The 22,384-nt window shown below is 67.4% G+C and carries 19 protein-coding genes; 8 read left to right on the plus strand and 11 right to left on the minus strand.

The features are described 5' to 3' along the window. Nucleotides 1-148: 148 nt before the first annotated feature. Together BDI24065_RS36530 and BDI24065_RS36535 are read right to left on the minus strand one after the other, a co-directional pair. The gene (locus BDI24065_RS36530) at nucleotides 149-1,057 is read right to left on the minus strand and encodes a SphA family protein (protein WP_175035253.1); all 909 of its coding nucleotides are present in this window, start codon (nucleotides 1,055-1,057) and stop codon (nucleotides 149-151) included. 162 nt (nucleotides 1,058-1,219) lie between these two features. Beyond that, nucleotides 1,220-2,143 carry a LysR family transcriptional regulator gene (locus BDI24065_RS36535; RefSeq protein WP_089430918.1) on the minus strand — a complete coding sequence of 308 codons (924 nt, stop codon included), beginning with the start codon at nucleotides 2,141-2,143 and terminating at the stop codon, nucleotides 1,220-1,222. Nucleotides 2,144-2,261: 118 nt separating this feature from the next. Between BDI24065_RS36535 and BDI24065_RS36540 the strand changes: the two genes are divergently transcribed. From BDI24065_RS36540 to BDI24065_RS36560, 5 genes are read left to right on the plus strand one after another with little or no spacing between them, the layout of a single operon-like run. Beyond that, complete coding sequence (locus tag BDI24065_RS36540; RefSeq protein ID WP_175035254.1) at nucleotides 2,262-3,143, plus strand: intradiol ring-cleavage dioxygenase; 882 nt, start codon at nucleotides 2,262-2,264, stop codon at nucleotides 3,141-3,143. Then, nucleotides 3,140-3,442, plus strand: a complete 303-nt coding sequence (locus tag BDI24065_RS36545; protein WP_174934753.1) for a Dabb family protein — start codon at nucleotides 3,140-3,142, stop codon at nucleotides 3,440-3,442. Before BDI24065_RS36540 ends, BDI24065_RS36545 begins: the two co-directional genes overlap by 4 nt. A 7-nt stretch (nucleotides 3,443-3,449) precedes the next feature. Then, nucleotides 3,450-4,517 carry a maleylacetate reductase gene (locus tag BDI24065_RS36550; RefSeq protein WP_175035255.1) on the plus strand — a complete coding sequence of 356 codons (1,068 nt, stop codon included), beginning with the start codon at nucleotides 3,450-3,452 and terminating at the stop codon, nucleotides 4,515-4,517. A gap of 50 nt (nucleotides 4,518-4,567) precedes the next feature. Further along, nucleotides 4,568-6,235, plus strand: coding sequence for a bifunctional 3-(3-hydroxy-phenyl)propionate/3-hydroxycinnamic acid hydroxylase MhpA (gene mhpA, locus BDI24065_RS36555; protein WP_175035256.1), 1,668 nt, complete (start codon nucleotides 4,568-4,570; stop codon nucleotides 6,233-6,235). Between the two features lie 13 nt (nucleotides 6,236-6,248). Beyond that, entirely contained in the window at nucleotides 6,249-7,325 is a 1,077-nt protein-coding gene (locus BDI24065_RS36560) for an alpha/beta hydrolase family protein (RefSeq protein ID WP_175035257.1), read from the plus strand. A 48-nt stretch (nucleotides 7,326-7,373) separates the two neighbouring features. Here the strand turns inward: BDI24065_RS36560 and BDI24065_RS36565 are convergent, their stop codons facing one another. Both BDI24065_RS36565 and BDI24065_RS36570 read right to left on the minus strand, forming a co-directional pair. After that, nucleotides 7,374-8,105: a transporter substrate-binding domain-containing protein gene (locus BDI24065_RS36565; protein WP_175035258.1), complete on the minus strand. Its 732-nt coding sequence runs from the start codon at nucleotides 8,103-8,105 to the stop codon at nucleotides 7,374-7,376. A 52-nt stretch (nucleotides 8,106-8,157) separates the two neighbouring features. Next, nucleotides 8,158-9,318 carry a pyridoxal phosphate-dependent aminotransferase gene (locus BDI24065_RS36570; RefSeq protein ID WP_175035259.1) on the minus strand — a complete coding sequence of 387 codons (1,161 nt, stop codon included), beginning with the start codon at nucleotides 9,316-9,318 and terminating at the stop codon, nucleotides 8,158-8,160. A gap of 167 nt (nucleotides 9,319-9,485) precedes the next feature. Between BDI24065_RS36570 and BDI24065_RS36575 the strand changes: the two genes are divergently transcribed. Continuing rightward, on the plus strand, nucleotides 9,486-10,919 hold the full coding sequence (locus tag BDI24065_RS36575; RefSeq protein WP_175035260.1) for a PLP-dependent aminotransferase family protein: 1,434 nt from the start codon (nucleotides 9,486-9,488) through the stop codon (nucleotides 10,917-10,919). A gap of 34 nt (nucleotides 10,920-10,953) precedes the next feature. Here the strand turns inward: BDI24065_RS36575 and BDI24065_RS36580 are convergent, their stop codons facing one another. Together BDI24065_RS36580 and BDI24065_RS36585 are read right to left on the minus strand one after the other, a co-directional pair. Continuing rightward, a complete protein-coding gene (locus tag BDI24065_RS36580) occupies nucleotides 10,954-11,394 on the minus strand; it encodes a nuclear transport factor 2 family protein (RefSeq protein WP_175035261.1) in 441 nt (146 codons plus the stop codon). A 50-nt stretch (nucleotides 11,395-11,444) separates the two neighbouring features. After that, nucleotides 11,445-13,469 (minus strand): NADPH-dependent 2,4-dienoyl-CoA reductase, encoded by a 2,025-nt coding sequence (locus BDI24065_RS36585; protein ID WP_175035262.1) that lies wholly within the window; start codon nucleotides 13,467-13,469, stop codon nucleotides 11,445-11,447. Nucleotides 13,470-13,619: 150 nt separating this feature from the next. Here BDI24065_RS36585 and BDI24065_RS36590 point away from each other — a divergent pair, with 150 nt between their 5' ends. Both BDI24065_RS36590 and BDI24065_RS36595 read left to right on the plus strand, forming a co-directional pair. Continuing rightward, nucleotides 13,620-14,156: a PadR family transcriptional regulator gene (locus BDI24065_RS36590; RefSeq protein ID WP_172625589.1), complete on the plus strand. Its 537-nt coding sequence runs from the start codon at nucleotides 13,620-13,622 to the stop codon at nucleotides 14,154-14,156. A gap of 30 nt (nucleotides 14,157-14,186) precedes the next feature. Then, on the plus strand, nucleotides 14,187-14,831 hold the full coding sequence (locus BDI24065_RS36595; protein ID WP_175035263.1) for an SGNH/GDSL hydrolase family protein: 645 nt from the start codon (nucleotides 14,187-14,189) through the stop codon (nucleotides 14,829-14,831). Nucleotides 14,832-14,893: 62 nt separating this feature from the next. On the opposite strand, the gene BDI24065_RS36600 is transcribed toward BDI24065_RS36595, so the two are convergent. The 5 genes from BDI24065_RS36600 to BDI24065_RS36620 form a co-directional block, all read right to left on the minus strand. Beyond that, a complete protein-coding gene (locus BDI24065_RS36600) occupies nucleotides 14,894-15,874 on the minus strand; it encodes an NADPH:quinone oxidoreductase family protein (protein WP_175035264.1) in 981 nt (326 codons plus the stop codon). Between the two features lie 148 nt (nucleotides 15,875-16,022). Next, complete coding sequence (locus BDI24065_RS36605; RefSeq protein WP_175035265.1) at nucleotides 16,023-17,852, minus strand: acyl-CoA dehydrogenase; 1,830 nt, start codon at nucleotides 17,850-17,852, stop codon at nucleotides 16,023-16,025. 109 nt (nucleotides 17,853-17,961) lie between these two features. Beyond that, nucleotides 17,962-18,729 (minus strand): class II aldolase/adducin family protein, encoded by a 768-nt coding sequence (locus BDI24065_RS36610; RefSeq protein WP_175035266.1) that lies wholly within the window; start codon nucleotides 18,727-18,729, stop codon nucleotides 17,962-17,964. A gap of 72 nt (nucleotides 18,730-18,801) precedes the next feature. Next, on the minus strand, nucleotides 18,802-21,126 hold the full coding sequence (locus BDI24065_RS36615) for a xanthine dehydrogenase family protein molybdopterin-binding subunit (protein ID WP_175035267.1): 2,325 nt from the start codon (nucleotides 21,124-21,126) through the stop codon (nucleotides 18,802-18,804). After that, nucleotides 21,123-21,584 carry a (2Fe-2S)-binding protein gene (locus BDI24065_RS36620; RefSeq protein ID WP_011351636.1) on the minus strand — a complete coding sequence of 154 codons (462 nt, stop codon included), beginning with the start codon at nucleotides 21,582-21,584 and terminating at the stop codon, nucleotides 21,123-21,125. Before BDI24065_RS36620 ends, BDI24065_RS36615 begins: the two co-directional genes overlap by 4 nt. Nucleotides 21,585-22,384 lie beyond the last annotated feature (800 nt).

Genomic DNA, 22,384 nt, shown 5'->3' on the forward strand with positions numbered 1-22,384 from the left:
CTTCGTCTGGAGTCGCCGCACGCGGCCGCACCGGGTAGCCCGGGCGGCCGGCGACGCGAAACGTCAGATGATACAAAATATCAATTCACTTCGTCAGGATTTTGTCAGCTTGTGCCGGGCGCCCGGCCGACGGGCGCCGCGCCCGCGTCTACAGCGGAAAACTGAACTGCACCCACAGCTTGTCGCCCTGCGGCCGGTTGCGCACCGCGAACTCGTGCTGGTATTTCACGACCACGCCCGACGCCGGCCCCCACATGTAGCGCAGCTGCGGGCCGATCGCGACCGATTGCCCGCGAAAGCCGTCCGACCCGACCTTCACACCATCCTGCGTATCGTCGGTGAACTGCTTCAGGAACGTGCCCTGCACGCCGAGCTGCACGCGCCGGTCGATCGAATAGCCGATCAGGTAGTCGAGCACGGCGACCGCCCCCGAGTGGTACCGCGTCGCATGGTTCGGCGAATTCAGCTCCAGCAGCGTGGTCGTCGAGATCTCCCAGTCGCGGCCCGGAAACCACGTCGCGCTGACATACGGCAGGAACGCATACGTGTTCAATCCCGGATTCGCGATCCGGTTCACCGCATACGCACCGGTCGGCACCGCGAACGACGGCGAGAAGAATGCGAAGAAGGTCTTCGATGCGTTCGCATAGTCGATCATGACCGGCTCGAGGATCACGTCGCCGAGCGACGTGCGGTTGCCGGTGCCGCCCGGCGTCGACAGATGCAGGTGGACGATCGGCACGATCGCGCTGCTCGACAGCGAGAACGGCCCGAGCGTCGCGCCCCAGGTGTGCACGACGCGCGGCGTTTCCGCGACGACGCTCAGATGGAATCCCGGCACCGCGCTGCCGCCGTCCGGCCCGGCAAACCGGTTCGACGCGTAGTAAAGCGAATAGTTGAAGTACTGCGTGTTGCCGGGCGGCGGAAGCAGCCCGTTCAGCACCGTGTTGACGCCGAACGGATAACTGATCTGCCCGCTCTCCGTGGCCGACGCCGGAACGTGAACGGCTCCAGCGATCAGGAGTGCCAACGGCACCTGTCGCAATGCGAATGTCATGTCGTCTCCAAACCGGATTGTTATCGTGTCATCGCGAGCCCGGCACTGCAGGCCCGGGGAGACGCAATGTAAAGCGCACGACAGCGGCGAAAAAGACGACGTTCGGGAGAACAGTTCTCCGTTACACGGAGAAATGCGCGACGGCCCGGCGCCGGCCCGCGATCAGCGGCCGACTTCCTTCCATTTGCGCGCGAGCCCGAGGCGTTCGAAACGCTCGATCAGGAACTCGGTGAACACGCGGATCTTCGCCGGCTGGTGGCGGCGGCTCTGGTACGCGATGTTGACGGTGAGCGCCGGCAGTTGCCAGTCGGTGAGCACCGGCACCAGCTTCCCCGCGACGATATCGTCGTGAATGATGTAGAGCGGCTGGATCAGGATGCCGAGCCCGGCAAGCGCCGCGGCGCGGATCACCTGCCCTTCGTTCGCATCGAGCACGCTCTTGATCGTGACCGACTGCTTCTTCGCGCCGTGGCGGAAATGCAGCACGTACGGATCGTTCGCGAGGTTGTAGACCAGCAGCCGGTGGTCGCACAGCGCGTCGGGCGTCGCCGGCGCACCATGCTTCGCCAGATACCCGGGCGACGCGGCCAGCACGCGTCGTGTCTCGGCGAGCTTGCGCACCGTGATGCCCGAATCCGCCTCATGCTCGCGCGTGCGGATCGCCACGTCGATGCCGGCCTCGATGAAATCCGGGTAGCGGTTCGCCGCGACGATCTGCACGTTCAGGTTCGGGTAGCGTCGGTGAAACTCCGGCAACGCGGGTGCGATATAGATCGACGCGAACGATACCGAAGCGGTCACGCGCAGCGTGCCGGCCGGATTGACGCTCGCTTCGTTGACCGCCGCATCGGCCTCCGACAGCTCCATCAGGATCGCGACGCAGCGCCGGTGGTACTCGTGCCCGGCATCGGTCAGCCACAGGCGCCGCGTGGTGCGCTCGACGAGCCGCGCACCCAGCCGCTCCTCCAGCGCGTTCAGGCAGCGGCTCGCCGCCGCGCTCGACATCCCGAGCCGCTCGGCGGCCTTCGACAGGCTGCCCAGCTCGGCCACCTGCACGAAAAATTCGATCTGCGTCCACTTGTCCATGCGTTCGATTCTTCCACCTGACGGAGAACAAAACTCCTCCAAACCATCTTTTTTACGATCCAAGGAGGAATTAATGTTACGTCAACGCGCCATCCAACGACATCAGGAGACACCCCCTATGCGCAATCTCAACGAAGACACCATCACGCAGGCCGTGATCGCGTCGCTCGGCGGCTGTCGCGACGAGCGGTTGCGCACGGTCATGACCAGCCTCGTCCAGCACCTGCATTCGTTTGCGCGGGAGACGAAGCTCACCGAGGCCGAATGGCAAGCCGCGATCGGCTTCCTGACCGCGGTGGGCCACATCACCGACGACAAGCGCCAGGAGTTCATCCTGCTGTCCGACGTGCTCGGGGTGTCGACCCTCGTCACCGCACAGAACCATGCGAAGCCGGCCGGCTGCACGGAGGCGACCGTATTCGGTCCGTTCTACGTCGAAGGCAGCCGCGATTTCGGCATGTTCGACGACATCGCGAACGGCGCATGCGGCGAGCCCTGCTTCGTGTCGGGCCATGTGCGCGGCATCGACGGCATGCCGATCGCGCACGCGTCGCTGGAAGTCTGGCAAGCCGACGAGGACGGGCACTACGACGTGCAGCTACCGGCCGACGACGGCTCGGTCACGCATCGCGCGCGCGGCCGGCTGCGCACCGGCGCCGACGGCCGTTACGCGTTCCGCTCGATCCTTGCCGAGCCGTATCCGATTCCGCACGACGGCCCCGTCGGCGCGATGCTCGACGCGCTCGGCCGTCATCCGTGGCGCCCCGCGCACCTGCACTTCATGATCGAGGCGCGCGGCTACGAAACGCTGATCACGCACGTGTTCCGCGACGGCGACCGCTATCTCGACTCCGATGCGGTATTCGGCGTGCGGTCGACGCTCGTCGCCGACTGGGTCCGGCACGCGCCCGGCATCGCACCGGACGGATCGCGCATGGACACGCCGTTCTACACGCTCGATTACGACTTCGTGCTCAATCCCGCGGAGCGCGCCGCATGATCCGGCACGTCGTGATGTGGAACGTCGCAGGCGCGACCGAGCCCGAGCGCGCGGTGGCACGCACCACCGTCAAGACCGCCTTCGAAAGTTTGCGCGGCCGGATTCCCGGCATGACGCACCTCGAGGTGGGCGCGGATTTCAGCGCGGCCGACTACGCGTGCGACCTGATTCTCGTCGCCGACTTCGAGTCGCGCGAAGCACTCGACGCTTACGCGACGCATCCCGAACACACACGCGTACGCGACGCACTGACGGGCCTGCGCATCGCGCGCCACCAGGTCGACTACGCAACGGAGTGACGACGACATGAACTTCATCTACCAGGCACGCCCCGCACGCGTGATCTTCGGCGCGGGCAGCCTCGAGCATCTCGAACGCGAAGTGCTGGAACTGGGCGCGCAACGCGCGATCGTGCTCTGCACGCCGGACCAGCGCGACCTCGCGCAACGCATCGTCGAGCGGCTCGGTGCCCGTGCCGCCGGGCTGTACGATCGCGCAACGATGCACGTGCCGATCGAAATCGCCCGCGATGCGCAGGCGTTCGCCAGGTCGTGCAATGCCGACTGCGCGATCGCGATCGGCGGCGGCTCGACGATCGGCCTCGGCAAGGCGATCGCACTCGAAAGCAGCCTGCCGATCCTCGCGATTCCGACGACGTACGCCGGCAGCGAAATGACGCCGATCTACGGCCTGACCGAAGGCGGCCTCAAGCGCACGGGCTCCGATGCGCGTGTACTGCCGAAAACGGTGATCTACGATCCCACGCTCACCGTCACGCTGCCCGTCGAGTTGTCCGTGACGAGCGGCCTCAATGCGATCGCGCACGCGGCGGAAGGCCTCTACGCGAACAACGCGAATCCGGTCATGAGCCTCGTCGCCGAAGAAGGCATTCGTGCGCTGGCGCGCGGCCTGCCCGGCGTGCGGCGCGACCCCGCCGATCTCGACGCGCGCAGCGACGCGCTCTACGGCGCATGGCTGTGCGGCATGGTGCTCGGCAACGTCGGCATGGCGCTGCACCACAAGCTCTGTCACACACTCGGCGGCAGCTTCAACCTGCCGCACGCGTCGACCCATACGGTCGTGCTGCCGCATGCGCTCGCGTACAACGCCGCGCACGCGCCGGACGCGATGCAGCGGATCGCCCGCGCGATCGGCACGAACGACGCGGCACGCAGCCTCTACGCACTGGCACTCGACAACGGCGCGCCGGTTTCATTGAAGGCGATCGGCATGCAGGAAGCCGACCTCGATCGCGCCGCCGATCTCGCGGCCGCCAATCCGTACTGGAACCCGCGCCCGATCGAACGCGACGGCCTGCGCGCGCTGCTGCAGGACGCGTTCGACGGCAACCTGCCCGGCTCGACCGCGCGCTGAATCGAACCCACGACACACCAACAAACGACCCCGTCATGGAGACACCCCGCATGAACACCGAATCGAGCGCGCACGGCGACAGCACCGTCGAACACTGTGACGTCGCCATCGTCGGCTACGGCCCGACCGGCCTCGTCGCCGCATCGATGCTGGGCCGCGCCGGCCATCGCGTGATCGTCCTCGAACGCTGGCCGACCCCATACGGTCTGCCGCGCCTCACGCACATCGACGGCGAAACCGCGCGCATCGTGCAAGCCAGCGCCGACGTCGATCACGCGCTGCGCCACGCGAAAGCCGTCGACACCTACCACTACCGCGACGCGAACGGCGACTTGCTGCTCGAACTGAACTGGTCCGGACGCGCATGCGGCTACCCCGCACACATCTCGATCTACCAGCCCGACATCGAGGACGCGATCGATGCGCGCGCCAGCACCTTCAAGAACGTGACGATCCTGCGCGGCTGGGAAGTCGATACGCTGCTGCAGGACGACGACGGCGTGACGCTGACCGCGCATCCGTCGCGCGGCAGCCAGGACGCGCAATGGACCGGCAAGCCGCGTGCCATTCGCGCCCGCTACGTGATCGGCGCCGACGGCGCGAACAGCTTCGTGCGCCGCACGCTCGGCATCGAGCGATCGGATTTCGGCTACAACGAGCGCTGGCTCAACCTCGACTCGGAGAACCAGCGCGATCTCGGCGACGGCTGCGCGCGCACGACGATCTACTGCGATCCGGCGCGCGCGTACATGCACATGCCGATCGGCACGAAGCGCACACGCTTCGAGCTGCGTGTGCTGCCGGACGAATCGACCGCCGAATGGGAAACGGAAGAAGCCGGCTGGAAGTGGCTCAACGACCACTACGGCTACGGCCCGGACGACCTGAAGCTGCTGCGCCACGTCGTCTACACGTTCGAGACGCGCATGGCCGAGCGCTGGCGCGCCGGCCGCGTGCTGCTCGCGGGCGATGCGGCGCACACGATGATGCCGTACATGGGACAAGGCGCGTGCTCCGGCATGCGCGACGGCATCAACCTCGCGTGGAAGCTCGACCTGGTGCTGACCGGGCGCGCGGCCGCCGACCTGCTCGACACGTTCGAAGCCGAGCGCCGCCCGCACGTGACCGCGATCACGCAGATGTCGCTGTTCCTCGGGCAGGTCGTCAACGAGGACGATCCGCGCAAGGTCGCCGAGCGCGACGCGGCGTTCCGCGCCGGCAACATGCCGCCGATGCCGCCGTTTCCGAAGCTGGACCACGGCATCGTGCACGACGAAGCCGACGGCACGCGCCTGCCGACGACCGGCGCGCCCGCCCCTCAAGGGCGGGTTCGCCGCGGCGCGGCCGAGGGCCGCTTCGACGACGTGGTCGGCCGGGGATTCCAGCTCGTCGCGCGCGAACACCCTTCCCGCTATCTCGACGATGCGCAGCGCGCCTTTCTCGCGCAGCTCGGCTGTCACGTGGCCGTGCTGTCCGACGACGTGAGCGCACCGGATGCCGTGGTCGATCTCGACGGCGAGCAGCAGGCGTTCATGAATGCGCACGGGATCGGCGCGTATGTCGCTCGGCCCGATTTCATCGTGTTCGGTTCGGTGACCGACCTGCGCGATCTCGGCGCGCTCGTCGATGCGCTCCGCGACAAACTGCACTGGTCCGCCGCTTCGAGCGAGCCGGCTGCGGTTTCGGCGGCTTCGGCTGCCGTTACCCACGCATCGTGAAGGAGTGGCATGCATGACAACTGAACTGTCACCGTTCGCGCTGTCGCTGCAACGCGCGATGCCCGTCACGCGCCTGCTCGATTGCGGAGTGGACCATGCCGACGCAATGGCGCTGCACGCGCGCACGTCGGCAGGCGAACCGTGGGATGTCGCGGCCGAAGCGCTGGCCGACACGCAGCTCGCGCGCGCCGCCCGGGCGGCGGAAGCCGGCCATCTGGTCACGGCCGCCGACGCACAGGCGATGGCCATCGCGAACCTGCTGTTTGCGCAGATGGCGTTCAACCACGACGTGCCGCGCAAGCGCGCGCTCTATGCGCGGCTCGTCGACGCGTCGCACGATCTCGCGCGCTGGTCCGACAAGCGCATCGAGCGCGTCGAAGTGCCGTTCGGCGATGCGCACCTGATCGGCTGGCTGGTCCGGCCGCCGACCGAGCGCATCCGCGGCACCGTCATCCTGTTCGGCGGCCAGAGCGGCTGGGGCTTCGCGTACTGGCCGATCGCACGCGCGCTCGCGGCGCGCGGGATCGCCACGCTGCTCGCCGAGGGGCCGGGCCAGGGCGAGACGCGGCTCGAACAGCGGATCTTCGTCGACGTCGACATGAGCGCCGCGTACCGGCGCTTCGTCGATGCTGTCGCCGACCGCGTGCCCGGGCCGATCGGCATCTGGGGGAACAGCATCGGCGGGTTGTGGGCGGCGTCGACCGCCGCAGCCGATAGCCGGATCGCCGCCTGTTGCGTGAACGGCGCGCTCGCGGCACCGACGCTGCTGCCGTTCCGCACGTTTGTCGAACAGGCCGCGGCGATGCTCGGCAACGACGATCCCGATGCGGTCGCGGCGAATTTCGCGCGGATGCGCTTCTCGTCCGAACGCGACCGCATCGCGTGTCCACTGCTGGTACTGCACGGCGGTGAAGATCCGCTGATCCGGCTCGACGATCAGCAGCCGTTTCTCGATGCGGCGACGTCCGGCGATGCGACGCTCCAGGTCTGGCCGGACGGCGAGCACACGATCTACAACCACGCGTCCGAGCGAACCGCACTCGTCTGCGACTGGTTCGTCGAACGATTGGCGAGGGCCGCGATTGCGTGACCACGCATGCGGTGTCGACCGTGCGAACGGTCGACACCGCTCGTAGCACTACGGCTTCGCGCCGCCGTTCGCCACCACGCCGTCGATTTCCGCGCGCGTGAAGCCGTACTTCGCCATCCGCTCGCGATGATCGGCCGAGCCGAGATACTCGCGCAGCTTCGCGTTCACGGCCTCCACGAGCGCGCCGCTGTTCCGGCTGAACGAAAACCCGCCGACAGGCACGGCCGCACCCGCATCGCGCTCGTGCGACACGGCCGCCAGCCGCTTGTCCGTATCGGCAACCGCGCGGGCCCCGATCGCCGTGCTCGCGAACGCGTCGACCTGCCCGCCTAGCAACGCAGCCACGGCGTCGGGTTGATCCTTGAAGATGACGATCCGGTCGTCGCTCACACCGGCCGCCTTCGCCGAATCGATCTGCACCTGGTCGGTCACGCAGCCCAGCCGCGCATCGCTGCGGGCCGCGACGGCCGCGTAGCTCGTCAGCCGCTTCGGGTTGCCGGCCTGCAGCACGAATCCGTCGCCGATCGCCCACACCGGAGCACTGAACGCCACGTGCCGCGCGCGTTCTGCCGTCACGAAGATCGGCACGTTCATGTCCCAGCGCCCGGCCTGCACGCCCGGCAGCAGCGCCTCGAACGACGTCGGGTGATATTCGATTTCCGTCGCGCCGATCGCGCGCAGCACCACCTCGGCCAGCTCGATATCCGCGCCGGTCACGGTACCGTCATCTGCCGTCCAGTAGAACGGCGGCTCCTCGATGTACGCAATCCTTACCTTCATGGTGTCACTCCTGACGTTCAATGATGTTCGCCGCGCCCGCCTGTTGCCTGATTTACACGACAGCCGCATCCATCGCCTGCGACAGCGCCGTCAACGCCGGCTGGAAGCGCTCAGGCGGAAGATAGCCGAACCCGAGCCTGAACACGCGGCTGCTTTCGCCGAACCACGTGCCTGATGCGAGCTGCACATCGTGGTCGGGCAATACCTGCCAGAAACGCGCCACGGCCGGCTCGTCGAATGCATCCTGCCGCAGCCGTACGCAGCACATCGCGCCGGCGTCCGGCCGCACCCACTCGACTCGTCGCTGTTCACGCTCGCACCAGCCCGATAGGGTATCGAGCGTACCCGCAAGCAATCGGCGGCGTGGCGCGAGCACGTGTTCGCGGTTGCGCAGCACCGTTGCGGCAAGCAGCTCGTCGAGCACCGAACCCGAGATGACCGTATTCAGCTTCGCGACGAGCAGGCGCGCCCGAAGCCCCGCGTCGGCCACCGTGAGCCACCCCGTCCGCAGCCCGGGTGCACCCAGCGCTTTCGACACCGACGAACCCGTGACGATGCGTGCATCGACGCCGGCGAAACTGGCTGCCACGGCGGCATCGCCATAAGTCGCTTCGCGATAGGTCTCGTCGATGAACAGTATCGCGTCCGGGCACCGTTGCGCCATCAACGCCAGCAATGCATCGATCTCGGCGCGCGATGCCTGTACGCCGCCGGGATTCTGCGGGGACGCGATGCTGACCAGCCGCGTCTTCGACGACAGGCTCGCGTCGAACTGCGCGAGGTCCAGCCGATACCCGTTCTCGAACGACAGCCGCACTTCTCGCACCGTTGCGCCGGCGCCGACCAGGCAATCTCGACTCGGCGGAAAGCACGGCGTCGCGAGCACGGCCTCGTCGCCGGGCCGGCACACTTCATAGGCCAGCAGAAACAGCCCGAGCGCAGTGCCTTGCGTCGTCACGATCTGCGCGGCCGGCACGTTGCAGGTATCGGCAATCGCATCGCGCAGCACGGCGGCGCCCGCCGATTGACTGTAACCGAGCTTCAGGTTGCGGACGGTGTCGACGCCGGCCAGATCCAGCAGCTCGCCGACCGTCAGGTCTTGCGACGTGCTCTCCGCCAGGTTGAACGTCCGGTTCACGTCGAGCAGCGAGATGATTTCGTTGTGTGGAAACCGTCCGCGCCACTCGCCGGATGGTGCTTGTGTCGTCTGCATGGGCAAGCCTCGCATTGGCCGATCGATGGATCGAATCATCGCCATCGTAGCGTCCGCACAAAAACCATAACAGCCACAATTTTCCGCCGATTGGACCGACACAATTGGGCGTGGCGAGATAGCGTCGAACGGCCGATAATCAGGCACTCCCCTGCCACTGGTACCCCATGGAAGCGCAAACGTCATTCCGCTACAGGCAGCTGGCCGACCTCATCGTCGGCATGATCGAGAACGGTACGCTGGCGCCGGGCACGCGGCTGCCGTCCGTGCGTACCGTCAGCGAGCAGCAGCGCATCAGCGTGTCCACCGCGCTGCAGGCATACCGTCTGCTCGAAGATCGCGGCGTGCTCGTCTCGCGGCCGCAGTCGGGTTTCTATGTCGCGGCTGAGCGTGACGGCACGCTTGCATTGCCGAGCGCATCGCGCTCGCGCGCCAAAGCATCGACGGTGTCGATCAGCGGCGCAGTCGCCGCGATGCTCGAACACGCGGCCAATTCGGCGCTCGTGCCGCTCGGATGCGCGGTGCCCGATCCGGCGCTGCTGCAATCGAAGCGGCTCGACCTCGCCCTCTCGCGCGCGGCGCGCCAGCATGGCACGCGCTACAACGTCTATTGCGCGCCCTATGGCGAACCGGCGCTGCGCCGCGAAATCGCGCGGCGGGCCATGCGCTTCGGGCATCCACTTTCGGCGGACGACATCCTCGTCACGAATGGCTGCACCGAAGCATTGACGCTCGCGCTGAATGCCGTGGCAACGCGCGGCGATACGATTGCGGTGGAATCGCCGACCTATTTCGGTCTGCTTCACACGCTGGAGGCACTGGGGCTGAAGGCGCTGGAGTTGCCGACCGATCCGCTGCGCGGCGTCGACGTCGGCAGGCTGGCGCAGCGGCTCGAATCGGAATCGATCGCCGCCTGCGTGCTGTCGTCGAGCTTCGGCAATCCGCTCGGCTCCGCGATGACCGAGGACGACAAGCGCGCGCTGCTTGCGCTGCTCGCGCGCCATCGGGTGCCGCTGATCGAAGACGACGTCTACGGCGACATCCATTTCGGGCGGGATCGGCCGCGTCCGTTCAGCGCACTCGACAGCGATGCCGATACGATCTACTGCAGTTCGTTCTCGAAGAGCCTCGCCCCGGGATATCGGATCGGCTGGATCGCGGCGGGCGCCCGCACCCAGCAGGTGATGGAGCGCAAGCTCGCGCTCAGCCTGTGCGGCCCCGTGCTGCTGCAGGTCGCGCTGGCCGAGTTCCTCGCCAGCGGTGCATACGACGCACACTTGCGCCGCATCCGGCGCGTGTTCGAGGACAACCTGGCGCGGATGACGCGCACGATCGAGGCCAGCTTTCCGGCCGACACGAAAGTGAGCCGGCCAGCCGGCGGTTTCGTGCTCTGGCTCGAACTGCCGAAGCGATTCGATTCACGCGCGCTATTCGATGCCGCGCTCGAACAGGGCGTGTGCTTCGCGCCGGGCGACATCTTCTCGGCCAGCCGGCGCTTTCGCCATTGCCTGCGCCTGAGCGCGGGGCACGTGTGGGACGCACACATCGAGGACGGCGTCCGGTGCCTGGGCCGGCTCGCGCACGCACAACTCGCGCGCTAGGCGCGCGGCGGCCACCGCCCCGCAAGCGCGCCGCTCAACCGCCGAGCTTGAACGACGGCAACTGCTGCCCGAGCCGCGCGCCCATTTCGGCACCGAGTGCCTGCAGCCCGTTGAACGGCCGGATCATGACCTCGAACTCGACGATCCGCCCTTCATCGTCGAAGCGGATCATGTCGATCCCCTTCAGCGCCTTGTCGCCGATGGCCGCGCTGAACTCCAGCACCACGCTCTTGCCGTCGTCGGTGACGAACTGGCGGTAGTAGGTGAACTTCTCGAGAATCGTGATCACCGTGCGCAACGCCAGCAACAGCGCGGGCGCCGGCCCGTAGGGGTTGAACGCCATCGGCGAGCGGAACACCGCGTCCGGATGGACGATCGATTCCAGTGCGCCAAAATCCTTGCGTTCGATCATTGCATGCCACTTGTCGAGCGATTGCGCGACAGCGGGTTGAAGATGCAGCGGCGAGTTCGTCATCGAAGGCTCCTGTATCGTCGGGCGGAAAAGAAACGAATCAGTCTGAAATCTCAAAGGGTCGCGGCAAGCGTCGTGCCCTGGTGAATCGCGCGCTTCGCATCGAGCTCGGCCGCTTCGTACGCACCGCCGATCACGTGCACCTTGCGCCCGGCGGCCTCCAGTTGCGCCGCCAGTTCGCGCAACGGCTCCTGTCCCGCGCAGATCACGACGTTGTCCACCGGCAGCGTCTGTTCGGCGCCGTCGATCGTCACGTGGAAGCCATCGTCGTCGATGCGCCCGTAGGTCACCGCCGACGACATCCCGACACCACGCGCCTTCAGTGCCGTGCGGTGGATCCATCCGGTGGTCTTGCCGAGCCCGTCGCCGACCTTCGACGCCTTGCGCTGCAGCAGATGGATTTGCCGCGCCGCCGGCTCGGGCTGCGCATGGCGCAAGCCGCCTGCGTTCGCATACGACGGATCGACGCCCCACTCGGCGAAGAACCGGTCCGCGTCGACGTGCCCGGCACCCTCGCGATGCACGAGATATTCCGCGACGTCGAAGCCGATGCCGCCGGCACCGACGATCGCGACGCTGCGACCCACTGCCTTGTCATCGCGCAAGACGTCGAGGTAGCCGAGCGTCTTCGCATGCCCGACACCGTCGATCGGCGGCGTGCGCGGCACGATGCCCGTCGCGATCACCACTTCGTCGAATTCGCCTTGCAGCAGCATCTCGGCGGTCGCACGCGTATCGAGGTGGAGCGTCACGCCGCGCAGTTCGATCTGCCGGCGGAAATACCGCAGCGTCTCGTTGAATTCTTCCTTGCCGGGCACCTTCTTCGCAATGTTGAACTGGCCGCCGATCTCGGCGCCGGCTTCGTACAGCGTCACCGCATGACCGCGCTCGGCCGCAGTGACCGCAAAGCCGAGGCCCGCCGGCCCGGCGCCGACCACGGCGATCCGCTTGCGCTGCTGCGCAGGGCGAATCACGAGCTCGGTTTCGTGGCACGCACGCGGATTCACGAGGCACGAAGTGATCCTGCCGCTGAACGTGTGATCGAGGCACGCCTGGTTGCAGCCGATGCACGTGTTGATTTCGTCCGCGCGCCCTTCCCGCGCCTTGCGGACGAACTCAGCGTCGGCGAGGAACGGCCGCGCCATCGACACCATGTCGCAATAGCCGTCGGCGAGCAGTTGTTCGGCGACCTCCGGCGTGTTGATCCGGTTGGTCGCGACAAGCGGGATGCCGACCTTGCCCATCAACTGCCGCGTGACCCATGCGTACGCGGCGCGCGGCACCTTGGTCGCGATGGTCGGAATGCGCGCCTCGTGCCAGCCGATGCCCGTATTGATGATCGTCGCACCGGCCGCTTCGATCGCCTGTGCGAGCCGGATCACCTCGTCGAGCGTCGAGCCGCCTTCGACGAGATCGAGCATCGACAGCCGGTAGATGATGATGAAGTTCGTGCCGACCCGCTCGCGCACGCGCCGCACGATCTCGACCGGGAAACGGATGCGGTTCTCGTAGGCGCCGCCCCATGCGTCGTCGCGATGGTTCGTCCGCGCGGCGATGAACTCGTTGATCAGGTAGCCTTCCGACCCCATGATCTCGACACCGTCGTAGCCCGCATGCTGCGCGAGCGCCGCGCATCGGACGAAATCGGCGATCGTCTCGTCGACTTCGTCGCTGCTCAGCGCGTGCGGTGTGAACGGGTTGATCGGCGCCTTCAGCGCGCTCGGCGCGGCGAGCGCCGGGTGATACGCGTAGCGCCCGAAATGCAGGATCTGCAGCGCGATCTTGCCGCCCTCCGCGTGCACTGCGCGCGTGACGACACGATGGCGCTCGGCTTCCGCCTCGGTCGTCAGCATCGCGCCGCCCGGCGCCGGACGGCCCCGCTCGTTCGGCGCGAAGCCGCCGGTGACGATCAGGCCGGCCTCGCCTCGTGCACGCTCCGCATAAAACGCCGCCATCCGCTCAAAGCCGTTCGGCGCTTCCTCGAGCCCCACGTGCATCGACCCCATCAACACACGGTTCCTGAGCGACGTGAAGCCGAGCTCGAGCGGGGTCGTCAGATGCGGATAACGCGATGTCATGGGGTGTCTCCATTTTTATGCAACAAGTTGCACAGATAGTAGTTCACCGCTTTCGTTTATGCAACCCGTTGCATAAACGCGTCTCTCACCTTGTACTGCGGCCCCGATATGGCAAGATGCGGTTCATTCCGCGGCCTCCTCCGATCCGACATGTCCCTGCCCCACGCACTCCTCACCGCTCTCGCCGAACGCCCGGGTTCAGGCTCCGAACTCGCCGACCGTTTCGATCGCTCGATCGGCTATTTCTGGCAGGCGACGCACCAGCAGATCTATCGCGAGCTCGGGCGTCTCGAGGAAACGGGCTGGGTCGAATCGCTGCCGGCCGAATCGGGGCGCGGCCGCAAGCGCGCGTACCGGATCCTGCCGGCCGGCAAGAAGGAGTTGCGGCGCTGGATCGCCGAACAGGAAGATCCGACGCCGCTGCGCGAAGCGTTGATGGTGCGCCTGCGCGCGGAAGCGGTGCTCGGCCCGGCCGGCCTCGAGGACGAAATCAGGCGGCGTATCGCGCTGCACCAGGAGAAGCTCGACCTGTACCTGCAGATCGAGGCGCGCGATTTTTCGGAAGACGGGGATTCGCGCACGAAGCGCCTTCAACATCTGGTACTGCAGGCCGGCATCGCGAACGAGCGGTTCTGGGTCGAATTTTCGCAGCACGCACTCGACGTGCTGCGCTTGCCGAAAGACTGAACGACTTAACGACTGAAGGAGGAGATGACGATGACGCAGAAAACCGTGCTCTGCTACGGCGATTCGAACACGCACGGCACGCGCCCGATGACGCGTGCCGGCGTACTGGAGCGGTTCGAGCGCGAAGAACGCTGGACCGGCGTGCTGGCGCAGACGCTCGGCGCGGGCTGGCGGGTCATTGAAGAAGGGTTGCCCGCGCGTACGACCGTGCATGACGATCCGATCGAAGGCCGGCACAAGAACGGTTTGTCGTATCTGCGCGCGTGCGTCGAAAGCCACTTGCCCGTCGATGTCGTCGTGCTGATGCTCGGGACGAACGATCTGAAGACACGTTTCTCGGTCACGCCCGCCGACATCGCGACATCGGTCGGCGTGCTGCTTGCCGAGATCGCCGCATGCCGTGCCGGTCCGTCCGGTGCGTCACCGAAGCTCGTACTGATGGCGCCCGCCCCGATCGCCGAGGTCGGCTTCCTCGGCGACATCTTCGTGGGCGGCGCCGCGAAATCCCGACAGCTCGCGCCGCTGTACGAGCAGGTCGCCGCGAACGCCGGTGCGCATTTCCTCGACGCTGGCACGGTCATCGAAGTGAGCCCGGTGGACGGCGTTCACTTCGCGGCCGATCAGCATCGCGCGCTCGGGCAGCGGGTCGCGTCCCTTCTGCAGCAGATCGCGTAACGCGCACGAGCGCCGAAGCGCAGCCGTGCGACTGCGATCGGCGCACGGCGCGCGCAAGGCGGTCACGCGTCCGGCAGGATCACTACCTTGCCCTTCACCTGCCGGTTCGCCATCCGAGCGATCGCATCGGCCGCGCCGGCCAGCGACACGCGCTCGGTGATCGCGGGTCGCACCTTGCCGGCCGCGAACCATTCGGCGAGCAGGCGCATGTTCGCGACATGCTGCTTCGGATCGCGGCGCACCGCATCGCCCCAGAACACGCCGAGAATGTCGCGCTCCTTGAGCAGCGCCAGGTTCAGCGCGATCTTCGGGATCTCGCCGGCCGCGAAGCCGACCACGAGGAACCGGCCGTGCCACGCGGTCGCGCGCAACGCCGCCTCGCTGTAGGCGCCGCCCACCGGATCGTAGACGACGTCCGCGCCGCGCCCGCCGGTCAATTCGTCCACGCGGCGGCGCAGGTCTTCGGTCGCATAGTCGATCGTCTCGTCGGCGCCCGCTTCACGGCACAGCGCCAGCTTGTCCGCACTCGACGCCGCCGCGATGACGCGCGCGCCGAGCGCCTTCGCGATCTCGATCGCGGCGAGCCCGACACCGCCCGCCGCGCCCAGCACGAGCAACGTCTCGCCCGGTTGCAGCCGAGCACGCTGCTGCAATGCGTGCAGCGACGTGCCGTATGCGAGCACGAGCGCCGCGCCTTGCTCGAATGTCATGCCCGGCGGCAGCGCGGCAATCTGGTGCACGTCGGCCACGCACTGTTGCGCGAACCCGCCGTGCCCGGTGAACGCAACCACCGAATCACCCGGCTGCCACGCGGTCACGCCCTCGCCCACCGCGTCGATCACGCCGGCAAATTCCGCGCCCGGCGAAAACGGCAGCGGCGGCTTCACCTGATACAAGCCCTGGACGATCAGCGCGTCGGGGAAATTGAGCGACGCGGCCTTGACCTGAACCCGGACCTGGCCCGCGGCCGGTTCGGGAATCGCCACGTCCTCGATACGCAAAGTGTCAATCGGGCCGAATGCGGTACACAACAGCGCTTTCATGTTCGTCTCTCTCCTTGTGCGGCGTGGCCGCGCATCGGGTCAACCTGCGGGGCACGCCCGCACGGCCGGTTCACGACGAATGCGCAACGGCCGACGGAATCGGCATCCGCGACATCGTCTGCATTCCGGAATGTCGGTGAAACAGCGATCAGAACCACGCGTCGCGCATGGCGAGCGTCGTCGTGTCGACGCTCGCCAGCAGATCGAGCTGCGCATCCACTTTCGGCAATTCCCAGTTGAAGAAATAGCGGGCCGCCGCACGCTTGCCGTCGTGGAAATCGTCGGTTTTCCCGTGCGCGGCGAGCGTCACGTCGAGCCACTGCCACGCAACGACGAGATGGCCGAACGCTTCCAGATAGACGCTCGCGTTCGCGAGCCGCATCTGCGGATCGCCGATCGCGCCGAGTTGCCGCGTGACGTCGACCAGCCGCGCCCAGCGCTGCGCCAGCGCATCGGCCTGCTCGCGCAAGTTGGCATCGAGCGTACGCGCACGTTCGACGGTCGCGCCGATCCGCGCATCGAGCGCATGCAGCAATGCGCCACCGTCCTGCGCGACCTTGCGGCCCAGCAGGTCGAGCGCCTGGATCCCGTGCGTGCCTTCGTGAATCGGATTGAGCCGATTGTCGCGATAGAGGCGCTCGACCGCGTAATCGCGCGTATAGCCATAGCCGCCGTGCACCTGGATCGCGAGGTCGTTCGCGGCGAGACACCACTGCGACGGCCAGCTTTTCGCGATCGGCGTCAGGATGTCGAGCAGGCGCGCGGTGTTGGCGCGCACGTCCGCGTCGTCGTGCGCGCGTGCTTCGTCCACCAGCTTCGCGCAGTACAGGATCAGCGCGAGACCGCCTTCGACATAGGCCTTCTGCGCGAGCAGCATGCGCCGCACGTCCGGATGTTCGACGATCGGCGCCTGCGGCGCGGCGGCATCCTTGCCGGCCGGCCCGAGCGGGCGCCCCTGCGGCCGGTTGCGCGCGTAGTCGAGCGCGTGCAGATAACCCGTGTAGCCGAGCGCTACCGCGCCCGCGCCGACACCGATGCGCGCTTCGTTCATCATGTGGAACATGTACGCGAGGCCGTGGTTCGGCTGGCCGACCAGATAGCCAATCGCGCCTGCGCGCCCTTCCGGGCGATAACGCGTACCTTCGCCGAAGTTCAGCAGGCAGTTGGTGGTGCCGCGGTAGCCCATCTTGTGGTTCAGCCCGGCGAGCACCACGTCGTTGTGCTCGCCATGCGCGGCGCCGTCGGCGCCCGGCAGGTACTTGGGCACGATGAACAGCGAAATGCCGCGCGTGCCGGGCAACAGCCGGCCGTGTTCGTCGGGAATCTTCGCGAGCACGAGGTGGACGATGTTCTCCGTCAATTCGTGTTCGCCGCCCGAGATCCACATCTTGTTGCCGGTCAGCCGGTAGCGCGGGCCGAGCGGCGAGTCGCCTTCGAAATCCGCGCGCGTCGCGATGTCGGACAGCGACGAACCGGCTTGCGGCTCGGACAGGCACATGGTGCCGAGGTAGCGCCCTTCCAGTTCCGGGCGGGCGAACGCGTCGATCTGCGCGGCGCTGCCATGCGCGACGAGCAGGTTCGCGTTGGCGACGGTCAGGAACGGATAGGCGGCCGTCGCGATGTTCGCGGCCTGGAAGAACAGGAACGACGCGGCTTCGACCAGCTTCGGCAAGCGCATGCCGCCGAGCGCTTCGTCATGGCCCGCCGCGATCAGCCCGGCGTCCGCAAAGGCGCGCACGGCCGGTGCGACATCCGGGATCAGCGTCACGCGCTCGCCGTCGAACTGCGGCTCCTCGCGATCGCCGCGCGCCGCATGCGGCGCGAACAGGTCTTCCGCAATCCGCTCGCTGGTATCGAGCACCGCGTCGAACGTCTCGCGACTGTGCTCGCCGTAACGCGGCAGCGCGACGAGCGCTTCCGCGTCGAGCCAGTCATACAGCAGGAACGCGAGATCGCGTCTCGACATCAACAAGCTCATCGTGCTGCCTCCCGGGATGCCGGCTTCGTCAGCCGAATGAAGGGTTCCGTGACTGCAAGTGCTGGCAGGAATTTAGCACGGTCGTTCGCAAACGACAACGACGGATGCGCTAGTCCGCGTAACCGGGATTGCGTCGATCGAGCCGGCGCAGCAAGCCGGGCCAGACGAGCGCCCCGGCACCCATTCCGCGCGTCACCGCGGCGATCTGCTGCTTGATGCCGTCGAGAATCGGTTGCCCGATCGGCAACAGCGCCGAGCCGCCCGCCTGCGCGCGGACCTGGATCATGCAGGCCGCTTCGAAGAAGTACATCGCGACGAACGCGTCTGCCGGCGTCGCGCCGACGGTCAGCAGGCCGTGGTTGCGCAGCATCAGGTTCGTGTTGGCGCCGAGGTCGTGCACGAGGCGCGCTTTCTCGCCCTCGTTGAGCGCGATGCCCTCGTAGTCGTGATAGCCGAGCGACGCCAGCACGCCGAGCGACTGCTGCGACAGCGGCAGCAAGCCGCCTTCCTGCGCCGACACGGCAACGCCGTTGATCGAATGCGTATGCATCACGCACAGCGCGTCGTCGCGGGCCGCATGCACCGCGCTGTGAATGGTGAAGCCGGCCGGGTTGATCTCGTACGGTGATTCGGACACCTTGCGTCCGTCGAGATCCACTTTCACCAGCGACGATGCGGTGATCTCGTCGAACATCATCCCGTACGGGTTGATCAGGAAATGGTGCTCCGGGCCGGGCACGCGCGCGGAAATATGGGTGAACACGAGATCGTCCCAGCCGAACAGCGCGGTGAGGCGATAGGCCGCCGCGAGGTTGACTCGCGCTTCCCATTCGGCGGGGGAAACCGACTGCTTCACACTGACTTCGGATGAGGTCACGTTACGCTCCTTGCTCAGGGGTCGATGTGCACCGGGCCGCGCGATGCGGCCCGGCGTGGGGGATATTGTGCGTCAACCGGCGTCCGCCTTCGCGAGCTGATCGGCAACCGGCAGGCTGCGGATGCGCGTGCCGGTCGCCGCGAAGATCGCATTGGTCAGCGCCGGCGCGACGGGCGGCAGGCCCGGCTCGCCCACGCCCCCGAGCGGCGTCGCAAAATCGTCCGGCGCAACGAGATGCACGCGGATTTCGCGCGGCGCTTCGTTCATGCGCAGCACCTGGAAACCGTTGAAGTTGCTCTGCTCCGGATGGCCGTCCTTGAACGTGATCTCGCCGTGCAGCGCGATGCCGAGCCCCATCACCACCGCGCCCTCGAGTTGCGAGCGGACGCGCTCCGGATTGACCTGCGGCCCGCAGTCGATCGCGATGTCGACCCGCGGCACCGCGATCTTGCCGTCGGCATCGACCTGCACCTCGCACACCACCGCCGTATACGACACGAAGCTGCGATGCGCGGCGATCCCGAGCCCGTGCCCCTTCGGCAGCTTGCGCCCCCAGCCGGCGCCGCGCGCGACCGTCTCGACCACGCGCCGCAGCCGCCCGGTATCGACCGGATACAGCGCCGGATCCTCGCCGTAGTTCACGTTCTTCACCGTGATATGCGGCTCGAATCGCCGCACGGGTCCGATCAGTTCGAGCAGGAAATCCTTCGGATCGCGACCGGCCGCGTACGCCAGCTCCGACACGAAGCTCTGGATGCCGAACGCATGCGGGATGTTGTAGACCGAGCGGAACCAGCCGATCCGCGTGTGCGCTTGCGCGGCCGGATTCTCGATTCGCACGTTCGGAATCGCGAACGGGAGGTCGGCGATCCCCTGCGCGAGCTCGCCCGGCTGCTCATGCACGACGCCGGCCCTGAACGTCGACTGGATCGACGGCGCGACCGTGCGATGCTGCCACGCGACCACTTTCCCCGACGCATCGATCCCGCCGTCGAACGCCTCGAGCGACACCGCGTGGAAATAGTCGTGCGCGATGTCGTCCTCGCGCGTGAACGTCAGCTTGACGGGCGCGCCGACCGCTTTCGACAGCAACGCCGCCTCCACCACGTAGTCCGGCTTCGACTTGCGGCCGAAACCGCCGCCAAGCAGCGTCACGTTGACGGTCACGCGCTCCGTCGGCAACCCGAGCGCTTTCGCAACCTCGTCGCGCGTCGTCTGCGGCGCCTGCGTGCAGGTCCACACTTCGCAGCGGCCATCCGCCACACGCGCGACGGCTGCGGGCGGCTCCATCGTCGCGTGCGCGAGATGCGGGATGTAATACGTTGCACGCACGCGCTTCGCGGCGCCGGCCAGCGCCGCGGCCGCATCACCATCGTTGCGGATCACGTCACCCGGTTGCTCGGCAGCCGCTTCGAGCGTCTTGCGATACGCGGCCGAGTCGTAGTTCGCGTTGGGGCCGTGCTTCCAGTCGATCTTCAGTTGCGCACGGGCCTGGATCGCAGTCCACGTATCGCGCGCGACGACGGCCACACCGCCAAGCGGCTGGAAACCGGACGGCAGCGGTGTCGGCGCGAGCTGCACGATCTTGACGACGCCCGGCAGCTTCTCCGCCCCCGAAGCGTCGAACGACGCGACCGTATCTCCGTAGGCCGGCGGTCGCGCGACGACCGCATACAGCATCCCGTCGAGCCGCGTGTCGATCCCGTAGTGCGCGCGGCCGACGACGATGTCACGTCCGTCGATCAGCGCCGTTTCGCCTTTGCCGACATAGCGGAATTCGGCCGGCGCTTTCAGCACCACCGTTGCCGGGTCCGGCGCCGGCAGCGCGGCAGCCTTCGCCGCCAGGTCGCCGAAGCCGAGCTTGCGTCCGCTCTTCGTGTCGACGACCTCATGCACCGTCGCCTTGACCTGACGCACATCGACGCCCCACGTCGCCGCGGCAGCCTGTTCGAGCATCGTGCGCGCGGCCGCGCCCGCGCGACGCAACGCGGCGAAGCTCTGGCGCAGGCTGCGCGATCCGTCGGTGTTCTGGTTGCCGTAGCGCGGCTCGTCGCCGACGGCCTGCGCGACCTTCACGCGCGCCCAGTCGGCGCCCAGTTCGTCCGCCACCACGAGCGCGACGCTCGTGCGCACGCCCTGCCCCATCTCGGAGCGGATGCAGGTCACGGTGACGGTGCCATCCGGCGCGATCGCGACGAACAGGTGCGGATCGTCGCGCAACCCGTGCGGCATCCCCGCGCCGCCGTACTGCGGATTCGCGCTGACGGGCGGCTGCACCGGTGCGGCCGCGTGGACGAGCGACGGCACGCCAAACGCAAGCAGCAGCCCGCCGGACGCGAAGCCGAGCAGCAGCGCGCGGCGGCTTTCGTTATGGACGGAGAGATCCGGCGCGCTCATGCGGCACCTCCGCGGCGCACGGCCAGGCGGATCGCCGCGCGAATGCGCGTGTAGGTGCCGCAGCGGCAGATGTTGCCCGACATCGCATCGTCGATGTCGGCGTCGGTCGGATGAGGGTTGGTCTTCAGCAATGACGCGGCCTGCATGATCTGCCCGGACTGGCAGTAGCCGCACTGCGCGACGTTCAGTTCCTGCCAGGCCTGCTGCAGCGGATGATCGAGATCCGTCGACAGACCCTCGATCGTCGTCACGCGCTTGCCGGAAGCGGCCGCGACCGGGGTGATGCACGACCGGATCGCGACGCCGTCGAGGTGCACGGTGCACGCGCCGCACAGTGCCATGCCGCAGCCGAACTTGGTGCCGGTGTGGCCGAGGACATCGCGCAGATACCAGAGCAACGGCATGTCGGGATTGCCGTCGAAGTGCTGCTCGCTACCGTTGACGGTCAGCGTGATCATCGTTCACCTCCTGGTCGAGGCGCCCGCATCGCACCACGGGTGCCGGGTGGGGATTCGAACGGCGGCGGGTGCGTTCTGCTGCGCCGGCCCCGCGCCGTCTTGTGGACTGCTCCGCCGGCAGAACCGGCGTTCAATGCGTTGTGATCGGTGCGGCTGGGTGAAGATGGCTATCGGGCATGCGGTCCGGATGGAAAGCGGACACGGCCCGTCCGGATTTTGCCCCACGCAAACCGTCATTCAGGCAACGAGACCATGACCGGACTGCCAGAAACGGCGCCCCGGAAATCGGCACCCGCGTACCATGCTCCGCCCCGGCGGCTTCGACCTTGCCCCGGCGGCCAGAATCGTATGGGGAATGACCCGGCCTCCAACTCTAACTGATGTGCGGCAGTTTTGCGCCGTCGGCCCGTATGGATACGGGCGACGCAAGCCGGGGAAATGTGGGAAGGAAATCGATGACGCATGACGTCCGTCATGCGGGTGGGACCGGCTGGCGCGCCGGTCCCGGCGACCGATGCGGGCACGACGCTGCCGCGAGCCGACGCGTCGACGGTTCGCGGCAATGCTTCGTTAGATCGGGACGCACTGCCCTGATTGAGTCCGGTATCGTCCGTATCGCGTCGTCGCGCCGGATCAGTCGCGAACGAAGCACACGTGCTTCACATGGCGCCGACGTCGAGCGCCGATGCTTCATGCCGATCGCAGGAGCCTCGGTGGATCGCCAACGCAGGCCGGGAACGTTGCTGCGCCGGGTTACCCGGCTCGATTCCCGACCTCCGCGGCCTCACGCCGCACTCAAT

Source organism: Burkholderia lata (genome assembly GCF_902499025.1).
GTDB lineage: Bacteria > Pseudomonadota > Gammaproteobacteria > Burkholderiales > Burkholderiaceae > Burkholderia > Burkholderia lata_C.

Bases quoted from the DNA above. Each gene is read 5' to 3' on its own strand.
- BDI24065_RS36530 (WP_175035253.1), bottom strand. From the start codon at position 1,057: ATGACATTCGCATTGCGACAGGTGCCGTTGGCACTCCTGATCGCTGGA.
- BDI24065_RS36535 (WP_089430918.1), bottom strand. From the start codon at position 2,143: ATGGACAAGTGGACGCAGATCGAATTTTTCGTGCAGGTGGCCGAGCTG.
- BDI24065_RS36540 (WP_175035254.1), top strand. From the start codon at position 2,262: ATGCGCAATCTCAACGAAGACACCATCACGCAGGCCGTGATCGCGTCG.
- BDI24065_RS36545 (WP_174934753.1), top strand. From the start codon at position 3,140: ATGATCCGGCACGTCGTGATGTGGAACGTCGCAGGCGCGACCGAGCCC.
- BDI24065_RS36550 (WP_175035255.1), top strand. From the start codon at position 3,450: ATGAACTTCATCTACCAGGCACGCCCCGCACGCGTGATCTTCGGCGCG.
- mhpA (WP_175035256.1), top strand. From the start codon at position 4,568: ATGAACACCGAATCGAGCGCGCACGGCGACAGCACCGTCGAACACTGT.
- BDI24065_RS36560 (WP_175035257.1), top strand. From the start codon at position 6,249: ATGACAACTGAACTGTCACCGTTCGCGCTGTCGCTGCAACGCGCGATG.
- BDI24065_RS36565 (WP_175035258.1), bottom strand. From the start codon at position 8,105: ATGAAGGTAAGGATTGCGTACATCGAGGAGCCGCCGTTCTACTGGACG.
- BDI24065_RS36570 (WP_175035259.1), bottom strand. From the start codon at position 9,318: ATGCAGACGACACAAGCACCATCCGGCGAGTGGCGCGGACGGTTTCCA.
- BDI24065_RS36575 (WP_175035260.1), top strand. From the start codon at position 9,486: ATGGAAGCGCAAACGTCATTCCGCTACAGGCAGCTGGCCGACCTCATC.
- BDI24065_RS36580 (WP_175035261.1), bottom strand. From the start codon at position 11,394: ATGACGAACTCGCCGCTGCATCTTCAACCCGCTGTCGCGCAATCGCTC.
- BDI24065_RS36585 (WP_175035262.1), bottom strand. From the start codon at position 13,469: ATGACATCGCGTTATCCGCATCTGACGACCCCGCTCGAGCTCGGCTTC.
- BDI24065_RS36590 (WP_172625589.1), top strand. From the start codon at position 13,620: ATGTCCCTGCCCCACGCACTCCTCACCGCTCTCGCCGAACGCCCGGGT.
- BDI24065_RS36595 (WP_175035263.1), top strand. From the start codon at position 14,187: ATGACGCAGAAAACCGTGCTCTGCTACGGCGATTCGAACACGCACGGC.
- BDI24065_RS36600 (WP_175035264.1), bottom strand. From the start codon at position 15,874: ATGAAAGCGCTGTTGTGTACCGCATTCGGCCCGATTGACACTTTGCGT.
- BDI24065_RS36605 (WP_175035265.1), bottom strand. From the start codon at position 17,852: ATGAGCTTGTTGATGTCGAGACGCGATCTCGCGTTCCTGCTGTATGAC.
- BDI24065_RS36615 (WP_175035267.1), bottom strand. From the start codon at position 21,126: ATGAGCGCGCCGGATCTCTCCGTCCATAACGAAAGCCGCCGCGCGCTG.
- BDI24065_RS36620 (WP_011351636.1), bottom strand. From the start codon at position 21,584: ATGATCACGCTGACCGTCAACGGTAGCGAGCAGCACTTCGACGGCAAT.